Here is a 15,390-nt window from a genome sequence, read left to right as displayed (position 1 = left end):
AGTTGCTAAACAATAAGAAATATTTCTACGGCGGCCCAATATACATATTGAACTTGGCAACTTTGCACGCATATCAACAGTTATAAGTTATTTAGACACAAGATAGTTAATGAATACATCGAGCACTATTGCTGTGAATGCTATTAAGGATATAACAACGACAATGACTCAATCTGTTATCAAAAATCAAACGCATCCTACCAAGCGCGTCGGTATTCTAGGTGGTGGCACGGCTGGTGCGACTATTGCTATTCGTCTTGCGGCGTTAGGGCTTGAAACCTATTTATTCGAAAAAAACAAATCACTGATTGATGGTCCGCCGATGTGTCATTTACATGCAGGGGGCAATCTATATCGCGAGATACCTGACGAAGACTGTGTCGCCCTACTGAAACAATGCATCGATATTTTACGTCTTTATCCTTATACCATCGATGTACGTCCAACCGTATTTGCCGTACCGACACGAGATGGCGGTCTGCCCGAGGACTTGCTTCCTCGTCTCGATATATTGACCAATGCTTATCGTGAGCTTATCGCTCAAGATAGCAGTAATAAAGTACTGGGTGCGCCGGAAGACTACTATCAACTGTATAGCCATGAGCAGCTGATTGAGCTGTCTGAGCGTGAGCAAGTCGCTGTACCGACGACCGTTGATGAATGGATGATACCCGTCGCTAAGTATTTGGACTTGAATAAAGTTAAGTTTCCATTGATTGTTGTACAGGAGTATGGCTGGAACATCTTCCGCCTAGCAGCTTCTGCACAATTGGCACTAGCAGATTATGACCATGCTCATGTCTTTACGGATACTCAAGTACAGCAAGTTATGCCTGTCGACTGCGAGAACTGCTCAAACGCGGATCACCATGTCACCAAATGGCGTATCGACTACCAACAAGCTGCTGGTTACGATTCTAATCTCGAATCAGCCCTTGAATCAAAGCCTCAGACCGAGTCTATCGAAGTAGATTACTTGATCAATGCCTGTGGCTTTCGTACTGGTGTAATCGACGATATGGTCGGTGTCAAAGTGACTCGTATGGTTGAGTTTAAGTCCTCTTATATTACGCATTGGGACAATGCTGGCGGGCAGATACCAGAGATTATCGTCTATGGCAATCGAGGTACACCAGAAGGCATGGCGCAGCTAACCCCTTATCCAGGTGGCTACTTTCAAATACATGGCATGAGTAAATTCATCACTTTATTCGATGATGGGCTAGTCGCTTCTAGCAAAGACAGCGCCCAACCTGAATTGCCACCGCAATATGTACACTATATAGAAGATGGTTGGGACAAAGCCCCATTACAAGCTCGTAGCCAACAATCGATTGATTATGTGGCTGAGTTTGTACCGACCTTCCATAGCGCGCGTACAGTCGGTAATGCGCTATATGGCGGGCAACAAATACCCGGGCAAGATGACACCTTACGGGTTGCTGATGTGAGCCTGTATTCTAATATCCGTTATGCGCGTGCTGAAAACGTCAAAGCATCCTCGACTCTGATCGCTGCTGATCAAATCGTTGATGAGTTGACCAAACTTGGCTTGGTTGACTCCGATACGCTTGCGAATCGCAATCGCGATGCTCATGAATGGTCTTATCTAATGCATAACGATAGTATGACTATTGATAAAGTCGCTCGTGGTTTGGCTGAAGAACGTGGTTTCCCTCTAGCAATGGCGGGCGTGAATCACAGTATTCCTAAGAAGACCCTAGATGCTATATAGTTCATTTCATATAAATTAGATATGGGGTCAAGCTTGTCTTAAGCTTTACTATTAGCTACTTTAAAAACTGCACGAAAAAAGGAGAGAGTGGCTTGTAATTAGCCACCCTCTCCTTTTTTATATAGATCTACACTCGGTTGCCTTTTACTACTTTTAAATTGAATCGACTATAAGCCAAATATTGCTTAAAATTAGCCTCAATTACCAGCCATTTTTTCTGTATCGACAGCACTATCGATGGTTACTACGGTTTTTAATAGGTCAATGGCTTCATCAATCGTATTGCACACCACCAAACGCTCAAGGTCTTCTTGCTTCATAAACCCTTGGTCAGCAGTATATTTTAAATGCTCAACCATACGATCATAGAAACCATTGATATTGAGGATAATCATCGGCTTTTCATGCTGATATAGCTGACGCCAAGTAGCAATCTCCATGATTTCTTCTAATGTACCAAGACCACCAGGTAAAGTAATGAAGGCATCAGCATACTCTGCCATCACTGTTTTTCGGGTGTGCATGGTATCGGTCAGGTGCAAACGAGTTAGCTGCTCATGAGCTATTTCGTGCTTGAGCATAAATGTTGGGATCACGCCAACTGCTTGCGCACCACCATTAATTACTTCATCTGCGACCGCACCCATCAGCCCGATACTAGCGCCACCGTAGACCAGACCCATACCATTATCGGCTAACGCACGACCTAACTCACGTGCTGCTTGCTCATAGACGTCTTTATTACCGAGACGTGATCCGCAATACACTGCCACTAATGGCATCGTCAATTCAGACTTATCAACTGCTTGTTCAATATTAGTGATGTCTTGGCTAGTGATGACTTCATACGTATCGTTGTTAATCTTCATTTGCATATAGCTTCCTTAATGTTACATCGATTGTTTTTATTGAATGTCTATTGGTTAAAAGTTTAGTTATTAAAAAGTGTATGTATACTGGGGAATGCCCTCAATTCAAAAATAGATTTTTATGAAAACCTTGATAGATAATAGCATTTAAAATAAAAAAAATAGAACTTGGAAGTCATCTTCGAGTGCCTTCCTTACCAGAATTTATTCTAACATAAGCAATCATGTCAGATGTCAGCAACGATTTATCACTACGCAATGACTACATGCCCGAGACGATTAGTGATTCTTTACTCATAAAAATGATAAAACACACTAAGGTCAAATCATGGACAATAGCTCTATCAATAATCAAATAGATACTGACTCTCAAATAGAGGTTTACTCTCTAAGTATCATGACAGACCGCAATAAGGCGTTGGCAGCGACTGTCTATCGCCCTACAGGAACAATAAAAACAGCGATTATGATAGCACCAGCCACTGGTATCAAACGCCAGTTTTACCATAGCTTTGCGACCTACTTAGCAGAACACGGCTTTGGGGTGCTGACTTTTGATAACGAAGGTATCGGCGAGTCGCTTTCCTCTGATTTGTCTAAGTGTGATGCGTCTTTGATTAGTTGGGGTCGCCATGACATGCCAGCCGTCCTTGATGCCCTACAAGACGAGTTCTCTGATGCGACTTATCATTTAATTGGTCATAGTGCAGGCGGTCAGCTCATTGGTTTGATGCCAAATTATAAGGCTATCAAATCCGTATTCAACGTTGCCTGCTCATCAGGGCGTATCAAAAACATGGACATGCCGTATAAACTCAAGGCAATGGGCTTTATGGATGCCTTTATTCCACTCGCTAACTTGACGCTAGGTTACACACCATCGGACAAGATTGGCATGGGTGAGCCATTACCGCGCGGTGTGGCTCGACAGTGGCGTGATTGGTGCAATGGCGCAGGCTATATCAAGACTGCTTTTGGCAAGAGCATACACACGCATTTCTATGATGAACTGAGCATGCCAGCGCTTTGGTTGGGATTTAGCGATGACGAGATTGCCAATAGCAAAAACATGGATGATATGATTCGCGTATTTACGAAAATGCCAGTAGAAAAGCGCTTTTTAGAACCCAAAGATTTCGGGCTAAATCATATCGGCCACATGCGTTATTTTAGTAGTAAAACCAATGCCAAAGCACCAGAGCTTTGGCAGATGGCTGTAGATTGGCTCAATAAGCAGCATTAAGAGAGATATTTACTTTAAGAGGAGTATTTACTTTTCCGCATTTTCGTTCTCTTCTGCTTTGATACGCTTGGTCAACGCAGAATACAGCGACGGCTGCATGTTATGAATATTGCCTATCATCCATTTGACATAGCTGATAGGTACCTCTTTAATTGGCTTGCCCTTATGCTTGCCAAACGGCATTTTACTCACAGGAGTCGCTTTATTAGAGATAGCATGTGCCGCCGCAAAATCCGTCGGAGCAATCTCTAGACGTTCGCAGCAAGCCTGATACAGCAAGTAACACATGCGCGCATCGCCTAATGCATCATGAGCGGCAACTGTCATTACACTTGCCTCAGACTTTCCCAATAGCTGCTCGATACACTTGGACTGACCGTAAGCACTCCATTCTGGAAAGGCTGCCCTCGCCAGCCGCACCGTACATATGAGCTTGGCAGAAGGACTGCCAATCACTCGCCAATCAAAACGTACGTTGTGACCAATCAGATATTCAGGCAATTCAAATTGGTCTAATTCAAAACGTTCAAGACCAGCCACATCCTCATCAGTAATACCATGTACCTTTATAACAACGGGCGATATAGATCGGCCACTATTAAAGTATTTCATCCACTCAAACCCTGTCGCCACATTAATAGTCGCAACTTGAATAGGTCGTGGATCACGGCCTTGATCTGTTTCGGTGTCGATAATCAGTGCAGTGTCAAAATCAATCATAAAATATGGTCATCAATAGTAGCTGAAATGGCCTGATAGAAACGTCATAATGAATAGCAATATGCTTGTCACATTTATGATTATTGGGATAAAAGCCAAATATAACAAGGTCATACAGAAAATGAAGGATAGAACTTTTACAATATAGTATTCCATAATATAAAAAAAACCAAGAGAGCCCTATGCTACCTGTCAATGAACATCAGCGAGCCAAGCCCACACTCCTACGCCGTGTACTAAGCGTACTCATTAGGGCTGCTGTGTTGGTAATGCTATTGTTTATATTAGACAAACTACTGCCAAGTATCAGCCAACAAACACAGTCATTCGTTGTGTCAAAGTGGCAGCAGCTAAGCCTATTGCAGCAAGCACTACCCACAGAAGACAGCCTACCCTCTCCGTTACCAGAGCAGAATCTAACGGATACTTGGGGCGCTGCGCGTAGCCAAGGCCGCTCGCATGAAGGTATTGATATTTTTGCCGCACGAGGCACACCGATACAATCGACAACGCAAGGTATCGTCCGAAAAGTGGGTGAAAATAATTTGGGTGGTCGGGTGGTGGTCATCGTTGGACCTGGAGGCGCAGGACACTACTATGCGCATTTAGAAGATTATGCCGATATTGCTCCCAACGACTGGGTAAATGCTGGCGATATCATTGGCTATGTTGGTGATAGTGGCAATGCAAAAGGCACACCGCCCCATGTCCATTATGGAATATACATCAATGGTAGCGCTGTGAACCCGTATCCATTTTTGCAAAATAACTAGAGCATATTATCCGTCTATAAATCAGTAATATTTCTGGTCTTAACTCGTAGGAGCAGATCGAACATAAGCTGTTGGAAATACCATGCTAAATGTGGAGCCAACCCCTTCTACCGAGTCAATTTTCAAGTTGGCCTCATGTTGATACAAGACATGTTTTACAATCGCGAGGCCCAAACCTGTACCGCCTGTGGCACGACTACGGCCTTTATCAATGCGATAAAAACGCTCCGTCAAACGTGCGATATGCTGCGGTGCAATGCCAATACCATTGTCCTCAACAGCAAATTTACAGCCTTCTGAAGTTTTGGTCCAGCTGATAGATATGTTGCCACCTTTTGGGGTATATTTGATAGCGTTAATCACTAAGTTAGACAATGCACTATTTAGGTACATCTCTGAACCTTGTAACCCGTCATAAGTATCTATCTGCAAATGAATGGTATGGCCATACGCTCGGTTATATGCTTGCGCATCATCATAGACGTGAGTCAGCAGCTTGGTCATATCAATATACGTCAGCTCATGCGCTTCTTCGATTTCAATGCGAGATAACAGAAGCAAGTCATTTACAATTCTATTCATGCGAGCCGTCTGCTGAGTCATTAACTCAAAACCCCGACGCCAATGCGGTGGCATATCTGGCTGATGTGAGAAGTTTTCTAAATACCCCATCATGACGGTCAGTGGCGTACGCAATTCATGCGAGACATTCCCGACAAAATCACGGCGCATCTCTTCCAAGTTATGCAATCTTGTCACGTCGTAAACAATAAGCAGCTTTTCATCACCGAAAGGTGTGATTTCACACTTTAGGTAGCGCTTAGCATCTCGCCATGATTCTATATGAACACCATCATTAGGTATCGTGATCGACTGATAGTATTGATAGAATTCGGGGGCTCTGATGAAGTCAAAAATGCTTTGGCCTTTATCCGTTACTTGCAATAATAGCAAATCCTCTGCCGCTTGATTCCACCACTCTAAACCATCATCGTCATTGAGTAAAATCACCGCATCTCGTAGCGCTTGTACGGCGCTGCTGATTTTTTTGAGTTGACCCGTTGCATTTTTCTCAGAGGTTGGCTCTAATGTGCCCTGTTGATTATTTTCTATTGGCATAGTATTGCTCATCTATTGTCCTTACCACTATTCGCTATATTGAGTCACGATTGCCAAGGCACTTTTATTATCAATTAATTGGGTTCAATAAAGCTAGAAAATCGATAGCCTGTACCACGAACTGTCTGTATCAACTTATCACAGTCATGTGGGCGTAGTAAGGTGCGCAGACGTTTGATATGTACATCAATGGTTCTATCCTCAATATAGACGTTGCCACCCCATACCTGATCTAGCAGTTGTGTCCGCGTATAGGCACGCTCTGGGTGACTCATAAAGAACGCTAATAATCGATACTCAGTGGGGCCAACCTCGATGACTTTGCCTGTGGCTGTCACGCGCTGACTCTTTGTATCTAGGCTCAGACTGCCTATTTCGATAGGCTTATCACTACTAAGTGCACTACTACGGCGCAACACTGCTTTGATTCTTGATATCAATTCGCGTGTCGAAAAAGGTTTGGTCATATAGTCATCAGCACCCGCATCAAGGCCGTGAACTTTGCTATCTTCTTCCCCTTTGGCAGTCAGCATAATGACTGGAATCTCAGAGAGCATCTCATCGTTTTTGAGCATACGGCAAAAATCCACACCGCTTTTATCTCCGGGCAGCATCCAATCTAACAAAATAAGCGCAGGCCTATGGTCGACGACTTGCTGATGCGCCTCTGATACATCAGCTGCCTGCAAGCTATCAAACCCAGCCATTTCTAGTGTCATTACGATCATCTCACGAATCGCAGGTTCATCTTCAACAATCAAAATTTGCTCACTATACATACGGTATTCTCAGCGTTAGATGACGAAACTCAACTTATAAACAAGGCGATAGGCGCTCGCTATATTTTATCTATTAAACGGATTAATTATGACAGCTTAATGACATTTGTTTGAAATGCCTTATCTCTAATATTGAATCCGATTGTTTACTTTACCTCTAATAAAAAATTCAGCGGCCCATCATTGATGCTCGATACCTGCATATCAGCGCCAAACTGTCCAGTGGCCACATTTGTATGCTGAGTTTTGGCATAATCAACCAATTGTGCGAACAACGCCTGTGCCATATCGGGTGCCATTGCACCACCAAAGTCAGGGCGACGACCTTTATCAGTTTTTGCCATTAAAGTAAATTGTGATACCAATAGCAATCCACCGGCTACTTGCTGGACGTTTTTATCTAATTTACCATATTTGGCAGGGTCATCATCATTTTCAAAGATGCGATAAGTCAGAATTTTATCGACCATTCTCTGCGCGCTGTGTAGCGTATCATCGTGGCCTAAGCCAATATATGCCAACACACCTTGCTCGATGGTACCGACACAATGTTCATCGATGGTAACACTCGCACCCTTCACTCGTTGTATAAGTGCTTTCATTTACTGACTCCTTACAGATTATGCTCATACAATAACATGCTGTCCATGATAAAATACTGCCACTAACTTGCCCATTAATTATTACATCAAACTCTATTTTGGTAACCTCATTATGAATTTATTCACCACTTTGCAACAGCTTGTCCCACAACAACAGCTAAGTAAAGTTGCTGGACGTTTGGCCGCCAGCCGACATCCTTACGTCAAACGTACTTTTATCCGTAGTTTTGCTAAGGCTTACAATGTTAGCTTGGACGAATATGAGCGCCAAAGTCTCAATGCTTATGAAAGCTTCAATGACTTTTTTACTCGTGAGCTCAGAGAAGATGCTCGCCCTATCGATACCACTGCTGACGGCATCGTCAGTCCTGCGGATGGTATTATCTCTCAACTCGGTCAGATTGACGACCATAAATTACTCCAAGCTAAAGGCCGCTACTACGATGTCGGGCAGCTACTTGCCAACAGCGAAGATGGCAGCTACTTCGCTGATGGTAGCTTTGCGACGGTCTATCTAGCACCAAGTAACTATCATCGTGTCCATATGCCATTCGCGGGAACTTTGACCAAAACCCGTTACGTACCTGGCACGCTGTTTTCAGTCAATACGACCACTGCAGCTAACATACCTGATTTGTTTGCACGCAATGAGCGTTTGGTTTGTATGTTTGATACTAAGTATGGCAAAGCAGCTGTCGTGATGGTCGGAGCGATGATTGTCGCTGGCATCGAAACGGTAGCGACAGGTAAGATTTCTCGTACTGATGATATCCAAGAAGCCAACCATGACATGAGCTTTGAGAAAGGCGATGAGCTGGGCCGTTTTTACTTAGGCTCAACCGCCATTGTAGTGCTACCAAAAGCCGCAAAAGCTGCTTGGCAAGACAGTATGGAGGCCAATAGTGTTGTACAAATGGGACAACTATTGGGCAGTACCGATACCAAATAAATGTAATACCGACTCACAAAATAAGAGCCGCGAAAAATAAAAGCCCCGTTAAGCGTTATGATTTACGCTTAACGGGGCTTTTTATTGATTACTTTTTACTAATTATTAAAAGTAACGATTCATAACGAAGGCGCTTCAGTATTAAAATATATTCAAAGCACCTTAATATCGAAAATGCTTATGAATAGGATAAGCAAACAGGATATTTTCCTCTTGCGTACCACTACCGATATTATGAATAATCATCGGTGTGCCATCATCAGCTACCTTGTCCGAGACAATGCCTATGTGCGGCAAATTATCTTTTGGCAAACGCCATGACACGATGTCTCCCGCTTGAAAGCTGTCCTTGTCCGTAATCGACAATGTCTGCCCCTGACGCTCAAAAAACACTTCGAGATTGGGCACACGGCGGTGATCGATGTTTTTATCTGTCGATTTCAGTCCCCAATTCTTTGGATAGCTTGACCAATTGGACTTCATGTCATGATTGACCAATTGCTGTAGATCAATGTTTTGCAGACGATACGCTCTGATGATGACATCGGTGCAGACACCACTTTCTATCGGCACATCACCGCGCGGAAACTCTAATTTGCGATAAGCAGGATCATAACTGGTGGTAACCCCAATTTGCTTTTTGGCATCGTGCGCCAATTTATTACCACTACTGATAGGGGTCGCGGCTTGAGCCATTTGTGCCAAGCCTAATACACTGACCAAGACCAGTGATGTACATAATGTTCTATAAATTACAGATAATCTCATTTAACAATCTCTTTTTGGTTGAACCAATCACCAGTACTGTAGCACGTGCAAATGATAGCTAAGTTGCAAAATGTTTAAAAAATCACGCTGTCCCTTTACAAATCAATCAACCACCCTTGCTGAGTTGCGTATTTAATATTTTCTGATAACCAGTCATGAATGCTAGGAAAGCTGTCTTTAATAAAACCATGCGCACCGCTTACTTGTGAGCGAGTGACACCCAGCTCAATCCATGTTTTTCCTTCAGTATTTAGATTGAGTAAAAAAGGCAATAAACGATCGACCACTTTTAGCAGCTGCGTCTCTTTACTATCGCCCGTCTCTTGCTCTTCCCAAACCTCACTTAAATTCGTAATACCATTACCACGTTCAGCTTGTAACCGAGCAATACCCTCACGCTCTTCTACGTGTGCAGTGCTACGAGTACTGGCATATAAAAACGTATCACCAGCATCAATCTCACCCAAATCATGTACGAGTGCTAGCTTTAGTAATTTTTCATGATTGACATCCAGTTTAAACTGCTCAGCGATGGACCAACATGCCATGGCTAAATGCCAAGAATGCTCAGCAGAGTTTTCTAAGCGCGTGGTAGCCGTCACATAGCTGCGGCGATTGACTCGTTTTAGGGCGTCTAACTCTAGTAAAAAATGGGTGACGTCATTTATCTCGATGTCTGCAGCGCGCGTTGAATCGGTTAATAAGATAGGTTTGGTTGATACTGCTGGATTAACTACTGACATACTGTTCTCTAATTTTTTTTATGGATTGATTTCGCTTTATCTTACTTATATTAGAAATAAAAATAGCGCTAATTCTATCAAGCGCTATTTTTATAAAAACTATTCAAACATATCAGTATATGAATGATGCCAACGGCTTAACTATACGTCATGCCAAAAGCTATTTAATCAAATTGCTAATCGTTTTAAAGGCAGGGTCTTCGCTGCTACGGCACAGTTCAAACAGAATGGTTTCGACCGTGGTAATCACACCACCTGCCCGACGGATACGGCGAATGGCTTGCTTCTTATCATAAGGAAAGCGTGAGCCAACCGCATCTCCAATGATGACCGGTTGCATACCGTTATCGAGTAAATCCAGTGCGGTTTGTAGCACACAGACATGCGCCTCTACCCCAAACAATAAAACAATGCTTCGATTCTGCTGTGCTAGATAGTGCCATGAGTCATTGTTGTCGCAGGCACTAAACGTGACTTTCTCAAAGCTTTTGGCATTAGTGCCTTCTAATATTTCGCGTATCTCCGGCAATGTATCGCCTAGACCTTTTTTATACTGCTCATTGAGCATGATGGGAACATTCAGCGCTTGCAGCCCTTTAATGAGCGTCACTGTTTTTTTGACGATATTTTCGTGGTCATAAATATGCGGGGTAAGACGCTCTTGCACATCAATAATCATGGCTTGCGTATTTTCGCGAGCGATTCTATAGGTACGATCGGTAATCATAGTAGACATAGCACACTCCTTGTACAACTGACGTTTATAATTCAAATCCGTTTTAGTTTTATCATTGTTGAACCAACTCTTATTTAGTCACAGTTTTCTAGATGCGTCAATGGAGATAATTTTTAATCATGATACATGTGCTATTTTTAACCTCGAAAATCATTAATTGGCTAAGTATTAGGTTGCCCATAAAAAAACCTCCAGCCATTATGACTAGAGGTTTTATTTATTAGCAAATAACTGCTTATTGAGTATTCAAATAATCTTGTTCACATGAGTTAGACAATATTAAACACGCTCAATGATAGTAGCAATACCTTGGCCAAGACCGATACACATCGTCGCTAGACCAATTTCAGTATCTGACTGTTCCATCGCGTTTAGCAAGGTAACCGTGATACGAGCGCCTGAACACCCTAGTGGATGACCTAGTGCAATCGCGCCACCATTGATGTTGACGATGTCTTGCTTATCCGTCAAGTTCAATGCTTTAAGTACTGACAAGCCTTGAGCAGCAAATGCTTCGTTTAGCTCGATGGTTTGCATATCATCGATGCTCATGCCGGCACGCTTAAGTGCTTTTTGAGTCGCAGGTACAGGACCGTAACCCATGATAGCGGCATCACAACCAGCTACTGCCATGCTACGGATACGAGCACGTGGTTTTAGACCCAAATCTTTGGCTTTTTGTGCGCTCATCACTAGCATTGCAGACGCACCATCAGATAATGCAGATGACGTTGCAGCCGTTACTGTACCACCTTTAGGATCAAAGGCTGGACGTAGCTTTTGCATTTGCTCCATGGTCGCATCTGGACGAATCACTTCGTCAACAGTACATAATTGCAAGCGACCAGAAGCATCATGACCTTCGATGCCGATGATTTCATTGTCAAAACGACCTTCAGTGGTCGCAGCCCATGCACGGCGATGAGACTCAAGGCCAAAGGCATCTTGCTCTTCGCGAGTGATGTTATTCATACGGCCTAGCATTTCAGCAGTCAAGCCCATCATGTTTGAGGCTTTTGCATAGTGCTTTGATGCTTCAGGGTTTAGATCAACACCATGCATCATGCCGACGTGGCCCATATGCTCAACACCACCGATGATGAAAACATCACCTTGGTTGGTCATAATTTGAGCAGCAGCAGTATGTAACGCCTGCATAGAAGAACCACACAGACGGTTGACTGTTTGGCCACCCGCTGTCTTTGGAATACCAGCTAGCAGACCGATGTTACGACCGATGTTTAGACCTTGCTCTAGTGTTTGGTTGACACAACCCCATATGATGTCTTCAACGTCACGTGGGTCAAAGTCATTACGCTCGACCAATGCACGTACCAATTCAGCAGACATGCTATCAGCGCGAACGTGGCGGAACATACCGTTTTTAGTTTTACCCATCGCTGAGCGTACGCCATCTACGATGACCACGTCTTTTGGACTTAAAATTGTCATACTATCTTCCTTTTCAATTTTTATTGTCAGTGGCAGTACCGCAATGCTCACCCATCTAATTTAGAAGGTTAAGGTTACTGATAATAAATTAATTACCAATCATCTTATCGAGCATGTGTACTGCACTTCATCCTAGTAGTGACTGCCTATTACGCTGTTGCGTAAAAGGTCTCGCCCGCTGCTGCCATATCGCGAATCTTTTGCGGGGCTTCATAAGCTTTGCCTAGATATGCGTATTTTTCACACAATACCAAGTAGTTCTCTAGACCCATTTGGTCAACATAACGGCAAGGGCCACCGCGGAATGGCGGGAAACCTACGCCCATTATCATTGCCATATCAGCTTCAGCAGGCGTGCTCACGATGTTGTCTTCTAGGCAGCGAACGGTTTCGTTGCAGAATGCAATCATGGTGCGGTCAATGATGGCTTGATCGTCAAATTCTTGCTTTTCGCTATCAGTCGTGGTTTTTAGCAGCTCATAAGTGGCTTCGTCAGCGACTTTCTTTGGCTTGCCGCGTTTGTCCATCTCATACTTATAAAAACCAACACCGTTCTTCTGACCTAGGCGTTTGTTTTCATATAAAAGCTCAATAGCACCTTTATAATCAGGCTTCATGCGATCAGGGAAACCCTCTGCCATGACTTCTGCACCATGAACACCAGTATCTAGACCGACGACGTCGATTAGATACGCAGGACCCATTGGCCAGCCGAATTTTTCCATGACTTTATCGACATGAGCAAAGTCAGCACCTTGCTTAAGTAGCAAGTCAAATGCACCAAAGTATGGGAACAGAACACGGTTTACGAGGAAGCCTGGGCAATCGTTAACCACAACTGGCACTTTACCCATTTTAGATGCTAATGCAACGGTGGTCGCAACCGCTTCTTCAGATGATTTTGCGCCGCGGATAACTTCAACCAATGGCATACGATGTACTGGGTTAAAGAAATGCATACCGACGAAGTTTTCTGGACGCTCAAGGGCTTCAGCCAAGAAAGTAATAGAGATGGTTGAGGTGTTTGACGCTAGGATACAATCGTCTTTCACCAAGCCTTCTACTTCTTTTAGTACCGCACGCTTCACGTTTGGATTTTCTACAACTGCTTCGATAACGATGTCAGTTTCAGCAAAATCACCATAGTTGAGCGTTGGACGGATACGGCTTAAGGTTTCGCCCATTTTTGCTGGGGTCATTTTGCCGCGATCGACCATTTTGCCTAGTAGCTTGCTGGCTTCACCCATACCAAGGTCTAATTGCTCAGACTTGATGTCTTTCATGATGATTGGCAAGCCTTTGCTAGCTGCTTGATAGGCAATACCGCCACCCATGATACCAGCGCCTAGTACAGCGGCTTCATTGATTTCATGTGCTTTTTTGCTGTGTTGCTTCGCTAACTTCTTAACCAATTGATCGTTTAAGAACAGACCAACCAAGCTCTCTGCTTGTGGGGTTTTAGCCGCTTTTGCAAAACCAGCTGCTTCTACTTCGATTGCTTTGTCACGTGGTAAATTCACGTGCTTCTCAATCGCTGCGATCGCTAGCGCTGGTGCTGGGTACTGCTTAGGATTTGCTTTAGCAAAGATCATACCTTTGGCACTGTTGAATGCCATGGCTTGCTCAAGCTGATTTAGCTTAACAGGAACCAGTTTTTCTTCACGTTTTGCTTTCCAATCAAGCTCACCTGAGATACATTTTTTGACCAAGTCAATCGCTGCATCTTGCAAGTCGTCGGCAGGGACCGTCGCATCAACCAAGCCTAGCTTTAATGCTGCCAATGCTTTTTTAGGAGCGCCAGTCGCGATAAGCTCAAGTGCATTATCGATACCGATAATACGCGTACTACGAACCGTACCACCAAAACCTGGGAAGATACCCAATTGAGTTTCTGGTAGACCGATAATCGCTTTGTCGCTCATGACACGGTATTCACACACCAAGGTCATTTCACAACCACCGCCCATGGCAGCACCATTAATAGCAGCTACTTTTGGAAACGGTAAATCTTCAAAACGATTGAAAGCGTCATTGACATGAACGACCCAGTCTTTGATCTCACTTTCTGACTTCTTAAAAGAACCAACGAATTCTGTGATGTCAGCACCAGCGATAAACACGCCTTTGGCTGAAGTAACGATAAGACCTTTTACGTCGTCCGCTTTTTCTAGCGCGCTAACCGCTTCACCAAACTGCTTATTGGTCTCAGCATCAAATTTGTTCACGCTCTCATTTTCGGCGTTGTACTGCATATTGGCGATGCCATCCTCTAGCATTGTCACCGTGATGCGATTTCCTTGGTATACCATGTGGAACTCCTTTCTATTGTAATAAAAACGATGTAATAAAATTTATGACTTATAAAGTTTATAACTTATAAAGCTACTTTTTAGACTGTAAAAAATAGCCGGTTATTGTTAGTAAAGTAAGTAATAGCACTGATTGTTCTGTACTCTCATCATGACAAATAAAAATAACGTCATCATGACAAAAAGCATGGCAGATTAACCAGTGAAGATGTCTTTATTATCTAGCGCTTATCATTATGTATTTATGGCTATGTGCTCATTATTGTTTCTTTAACACAAATAAATACGGCGCTTCATTTATATAATTTCTTTCAAGGTACTGCTGTTGCAAGTGTTGGTGTTATAAATACTGACTGATATTTGGTTTTATATGAGTTATCCACTTAGTTTAGATACCGACATAAAAACCATGTTTTCATCATCAGACTATCTCTACGCCAATTAGTGTAGGGGATTATGACCCTCACTGTCACAAGCTAATACCATACTCGCAAGTCACTCTTAAGTCGATAGTAACCCTTTACCTAGTGACAAACGTGATTTAAGTGAGTAAATGTACACTGAAATTTATACTGTGAGTGAACTTATTGGTA

Annotated in this window: 14 protein-coding genes; 4 read left to right on the top strand and 10 right to left on the bottom strand. The window is 43.3% G+C overall.

The annotated features are described in order from the left end of the window. Positions 1-163 precede the first annotated feature (163 nt). Positions 164-1,735 carry an FAD-dependent oxidoreductase gene (locus IPZ60_RS13515; protein WP_194198249.1) on the top strand — a complete coding sequence of 524 codons (1,572 nt, stop codon included), beginning with the start codon at positions 164-166 and terminating at the stop codon, positions 1,733-1,735. A 197-nt stretch (positions 1,736-1,932) separates the two neighbouring features. Here IPZ60_RS13515 and IPZ60_RS13510 read toward each other — a convergent pair whose 3' ends face one another. Further along, a complete protein-coding gene (locus tag IPZ60_RS13510) occupies positions 1,933-2,610 on the bottom strand; it encodes a TIGR00730 family Rossman fold protein (protein ID WP_194198248.1) in 678 nt (225 codons plus the stop codon). A 322-nt stretch (positions 2,611-2,932) separates the two neighbouring features. Between IPZ60_RS13510 and IPZ60_RS13505 the strand changes: the two genes are divergently transcribed. Then, positions 2,933-3,847, top strand: coding sequence for an alpha/beta fold hydrolase (locus IPZ60_RS13505; protein WP_194198247.1), 915 nt, complete (start codon positions 2,933-2,935; stop codon positions 3,845-3,847). A gap of 27 nt (positions 3,848-3,874) precedes the next feature. Here the strand turns inward: IPZ60_RS13505 and IPZ60_RS13500 are convergent, their stop codons facing one another. Further along, on the bottom strand, positions 3,875-4,567 hold the full coding sequence (locus IPZ60_RS13500; RefSeq protein WP_194198246.1) for a putative quorum-sensing-regulated virulence factor: 693 nt from the start codon (positions 4,565-4,567) through the stop codon (positions 3,875-3,877). 182 nt (positions 4,568-4,749) lie between these two features. Here IPZ60_RS13500 and IPZ60_RS13495 point away from each other — a divergent pair, with 182 nt between their 5' ends. Beyond that, positions 4,750-5,340, top strand: a complete 591-nt coding sequence (locus tag IPZ60_RS13495; protein ID WP_194198245.1) for a M23 family metallopeptidase — start codon at positions 4,750-4,752, stop codon at positions 5,338-5,340. Between the two features lie 39 nt (positions 5,341-5,379). Here the strand turns inward: IPZ60_RS13495 and phoR are convergent, their stop codons facing one another. The 3 genes from phoR to dtd form a co-directional block, all read right to left on the bottom strand. Next, positions 5,380-6,471 (bottom strand): phosphate regulon sensor histidine kinase PhoR, encoded by a 1,092-nt coding sequence (gene phoR / locus IPZ60_RS13490; protein ID WP_227669373.1) that lies wholly within the window; start codon positions 6,469-6,471, stop codon positions 5,380-5,382. Between the two features lie 62 nt (positions 6,472-6,533). Next, positions 6,534-7,238: a phosphate regulon transcriptional regulator PhoB gene (gene phoB, locus IPZ60_RS13485; protein ID WP_194198244.1), complete on the bottom strand. Its 705-nt coding sequence runs from the start codon at positions 7,236-7,238 to the stop codon at positions 6,534-6,536. Positions 7,239-7,384: 146 nt separating this feature from the next. Next, positions 7,385-7,840 (bottom strand): D-aminoacyl-tRNA deacylase, encoded by a 456-nt coding sequence (dtd, locus tag IPZ60_RS13480; protein WP_194198243.1) that lies wholly within the window; start codon positions 7,838-7,840, stop codon positions 7,385-7,387. A gap of 112 nt (positions 7,841-7,952) precedes the next feature. On the opposite strand from dtd, the gene asd reads away from it, so the two are divergent. Continuing rightward, the gene (asd, locus tag IPZ60_RS13475) at positions 7,953-8,789 is read left to right on the top strand and encodes an archaetidylserine decarboxylase (protein ID WP_194198242.1); all 837 of its coding nucleotides are present in this window, start codon (positions 7,953-7,955) and stop codon (positions 8,787-8,789) included. A gap of 162 nt (positions 8,790-8,951) precedes the next feature. Here the strand turns inward: asd and IPZ60_RS13470 are convergent, their stop codons facing one another. The 5 genes from IPZ60_RS13470 to fadB all read right to left on the bottom strand — a co-directional run bounded on the left by IPZ60_RS13470 (position 8,952) and on the right by fadB (position 14,797). Further along, positions 8,952-9,557 carry a DUF1287 domain-containing protein gene (locus IPZ60_RS13470; RefSeq protein ID WP_265087468.1) on the bottom strand — a complete coding sequence of 202 codons (606 nt, stop codon included), beginning with the start codon at positions 9,555-9,557 and terminating at the stop codon, positions 8,952-8,954. 95 nt (positions 9,558-9,652) lie between these two features. Then, the gene (locus IPZ60_RS13465; protein ID WP_194198241.1) at positions 9,653-10,300 is read right to left on the bottom strand and encodes an HD family hydrolase; all 648 of its coding nucleotides are present in this window, start codon (positions 10,298-10,300) and stop codon (positions 9,653-9,655) included. 160 nt (positions 10,301-10,460) lie between these two features. Beyond that, positions 10,461-11,036 carry an isochorismatase family protein gene (locus tag IPZ60_RS13460; RefSeq protein ID WP_110924173.1) on the bottom strand — a complete coding sequence of 192 codons (576 nt, stop codon included), beginning with the start codon at positions 11,034-11,036 and terminating at the stop codon, positions 10,461-10,463. Positions 11,037-11,315: 279 nt separating this feature from the next. After that, on the bottom strand, positions 11,316-12,488 hold the full coding sequence (gene fadA / locus IPZ60_RS13455; RefSeq protein ID WP_194198240.1) for an acetyl-CoA C-acyltransferase FadA: 1,173 nt from the start codon (positions 12,486-12,488) through the stop codon (positions 11,316-11,318). 149 nt (positions 12,489-12,637) lie between these two features. After that, on the bottom strand, positions 12,638-14,797 hold the full coding sequence (gene fadB / locus IPZ60_RS13450) for a fatty acid oxidation complex subunit alpha FadB (RefSeq protein ID WP_194198239.1): 2,160 nt from the start codon (positions 14,795-14,797) through the stop codon (positions 12,638-12,640). Positions 14,798-15,390 lie beyond the last annotated feature (593 nt).

The organism is Psychrobacter sp. NG25 (assembly GCF_015234355.1).
GTDB lineage: Bacteria > Pseudomonadota > Gammaproteobacteria > Pseudomonadales > Moraxellaceae > Psychrobacter.
This window is presented reverse-complemented; position numbering and strand designations above follow the sequence as displayed.

Bases quoted from the DNA above. Each gene is read 5' to 3' on its own strand.
- phoB (WP_194198244.1), bottom strand. From the start codon at position 7,238: ATGTATAGTGAGCAAATTTTGATTGTTGAAGATGAACCTGCGATTCGT.
- IPZ60_RS13510 (WP_194198248.1), bottom strand. From the start codon at position 2,610: ATGCAAATGAAGATTAACAACGATACGTATGAAGTCATCACTAGCCAA.
- asd (WP_194198242.1), top strand. From the start codon at position 7,953: ATGAATTTATTCACCACTTTGCAACAGCTTGTCCCACAACAACAGCTA.
- IPZ60_RS13500 (WP_194198246.1), bottom strand. From the start codon at position 4,567: ATGATTGATTTTGACACTGCACTGATTATCGACACCGAAACAGATCAA.
- fadA (WP_194198240.1), bottom strand. From the start codon at position 12,488: ATGACAATTTTAAGTCCAAAAGACGTGGTCATCGTAGATGGCGTACGC.
- phoR (WP_227669373.1), bottom strand. From the start codon at position 6,471: ATGAGCAATACTATGCCAATAGAAAATAATCAACAGGGCACATTAGAG.
- IPZ60_RS13465 (WP_194198241.1), bottom strand. From the start codon at position 10,300: ATGTCAGTAGTTAATCCAGCAGTATCAACCAAACCTATCTTATTAACC.
- IPZ60_RS13470 (WP_265087468.1), bottom strand. From the start codon at position 9,557: ATGAGATTATCTGTAATTTATAGAACATTATGTACATCACTGGTCTTG.
- IPZ60_RS13515 (WP_194198249.1), top strand. From the start codon at position 164: ATGACTCAATCTGTTATCAAAAATCAAACGCATCCTACCAAGCGCGTC.
- IPZ60_RS13495 (WP_194198245.1), top strand. From the start codon at position 4,750: ATGCTACCTGTCAATGAACATCAGCGAGCCAAGCCCACACTCCTACGC.
- IPZ60_RS13460 (WP_110924173.1), bottom strand. From the start codon at position 11,036: ATGTCTACTATGATTACCGATCGTACCTATAGAATCGCTCGCGAAAAT.
- fadB (WP_194198239.1), bottom strand. From the start codon at position 14,797: ATGGTATACCAAGGAAATCGCATCACGGTGACAATGCTAGAGGATGGC.
- dtd (WP_194198243.1), bottom strand. From the start codon at position 7,840: ATGAAAGCACTTATACAACGAGTGAAGGGTGCGAGTGTTACCATCGAT.
- IPZ60_RS13505 (WP_194198247.1), top strand. From the start codon at position 2,933: ATGGACAATAGCTCTATCAATAATCAAATAGATACTGACTCTCAAATA.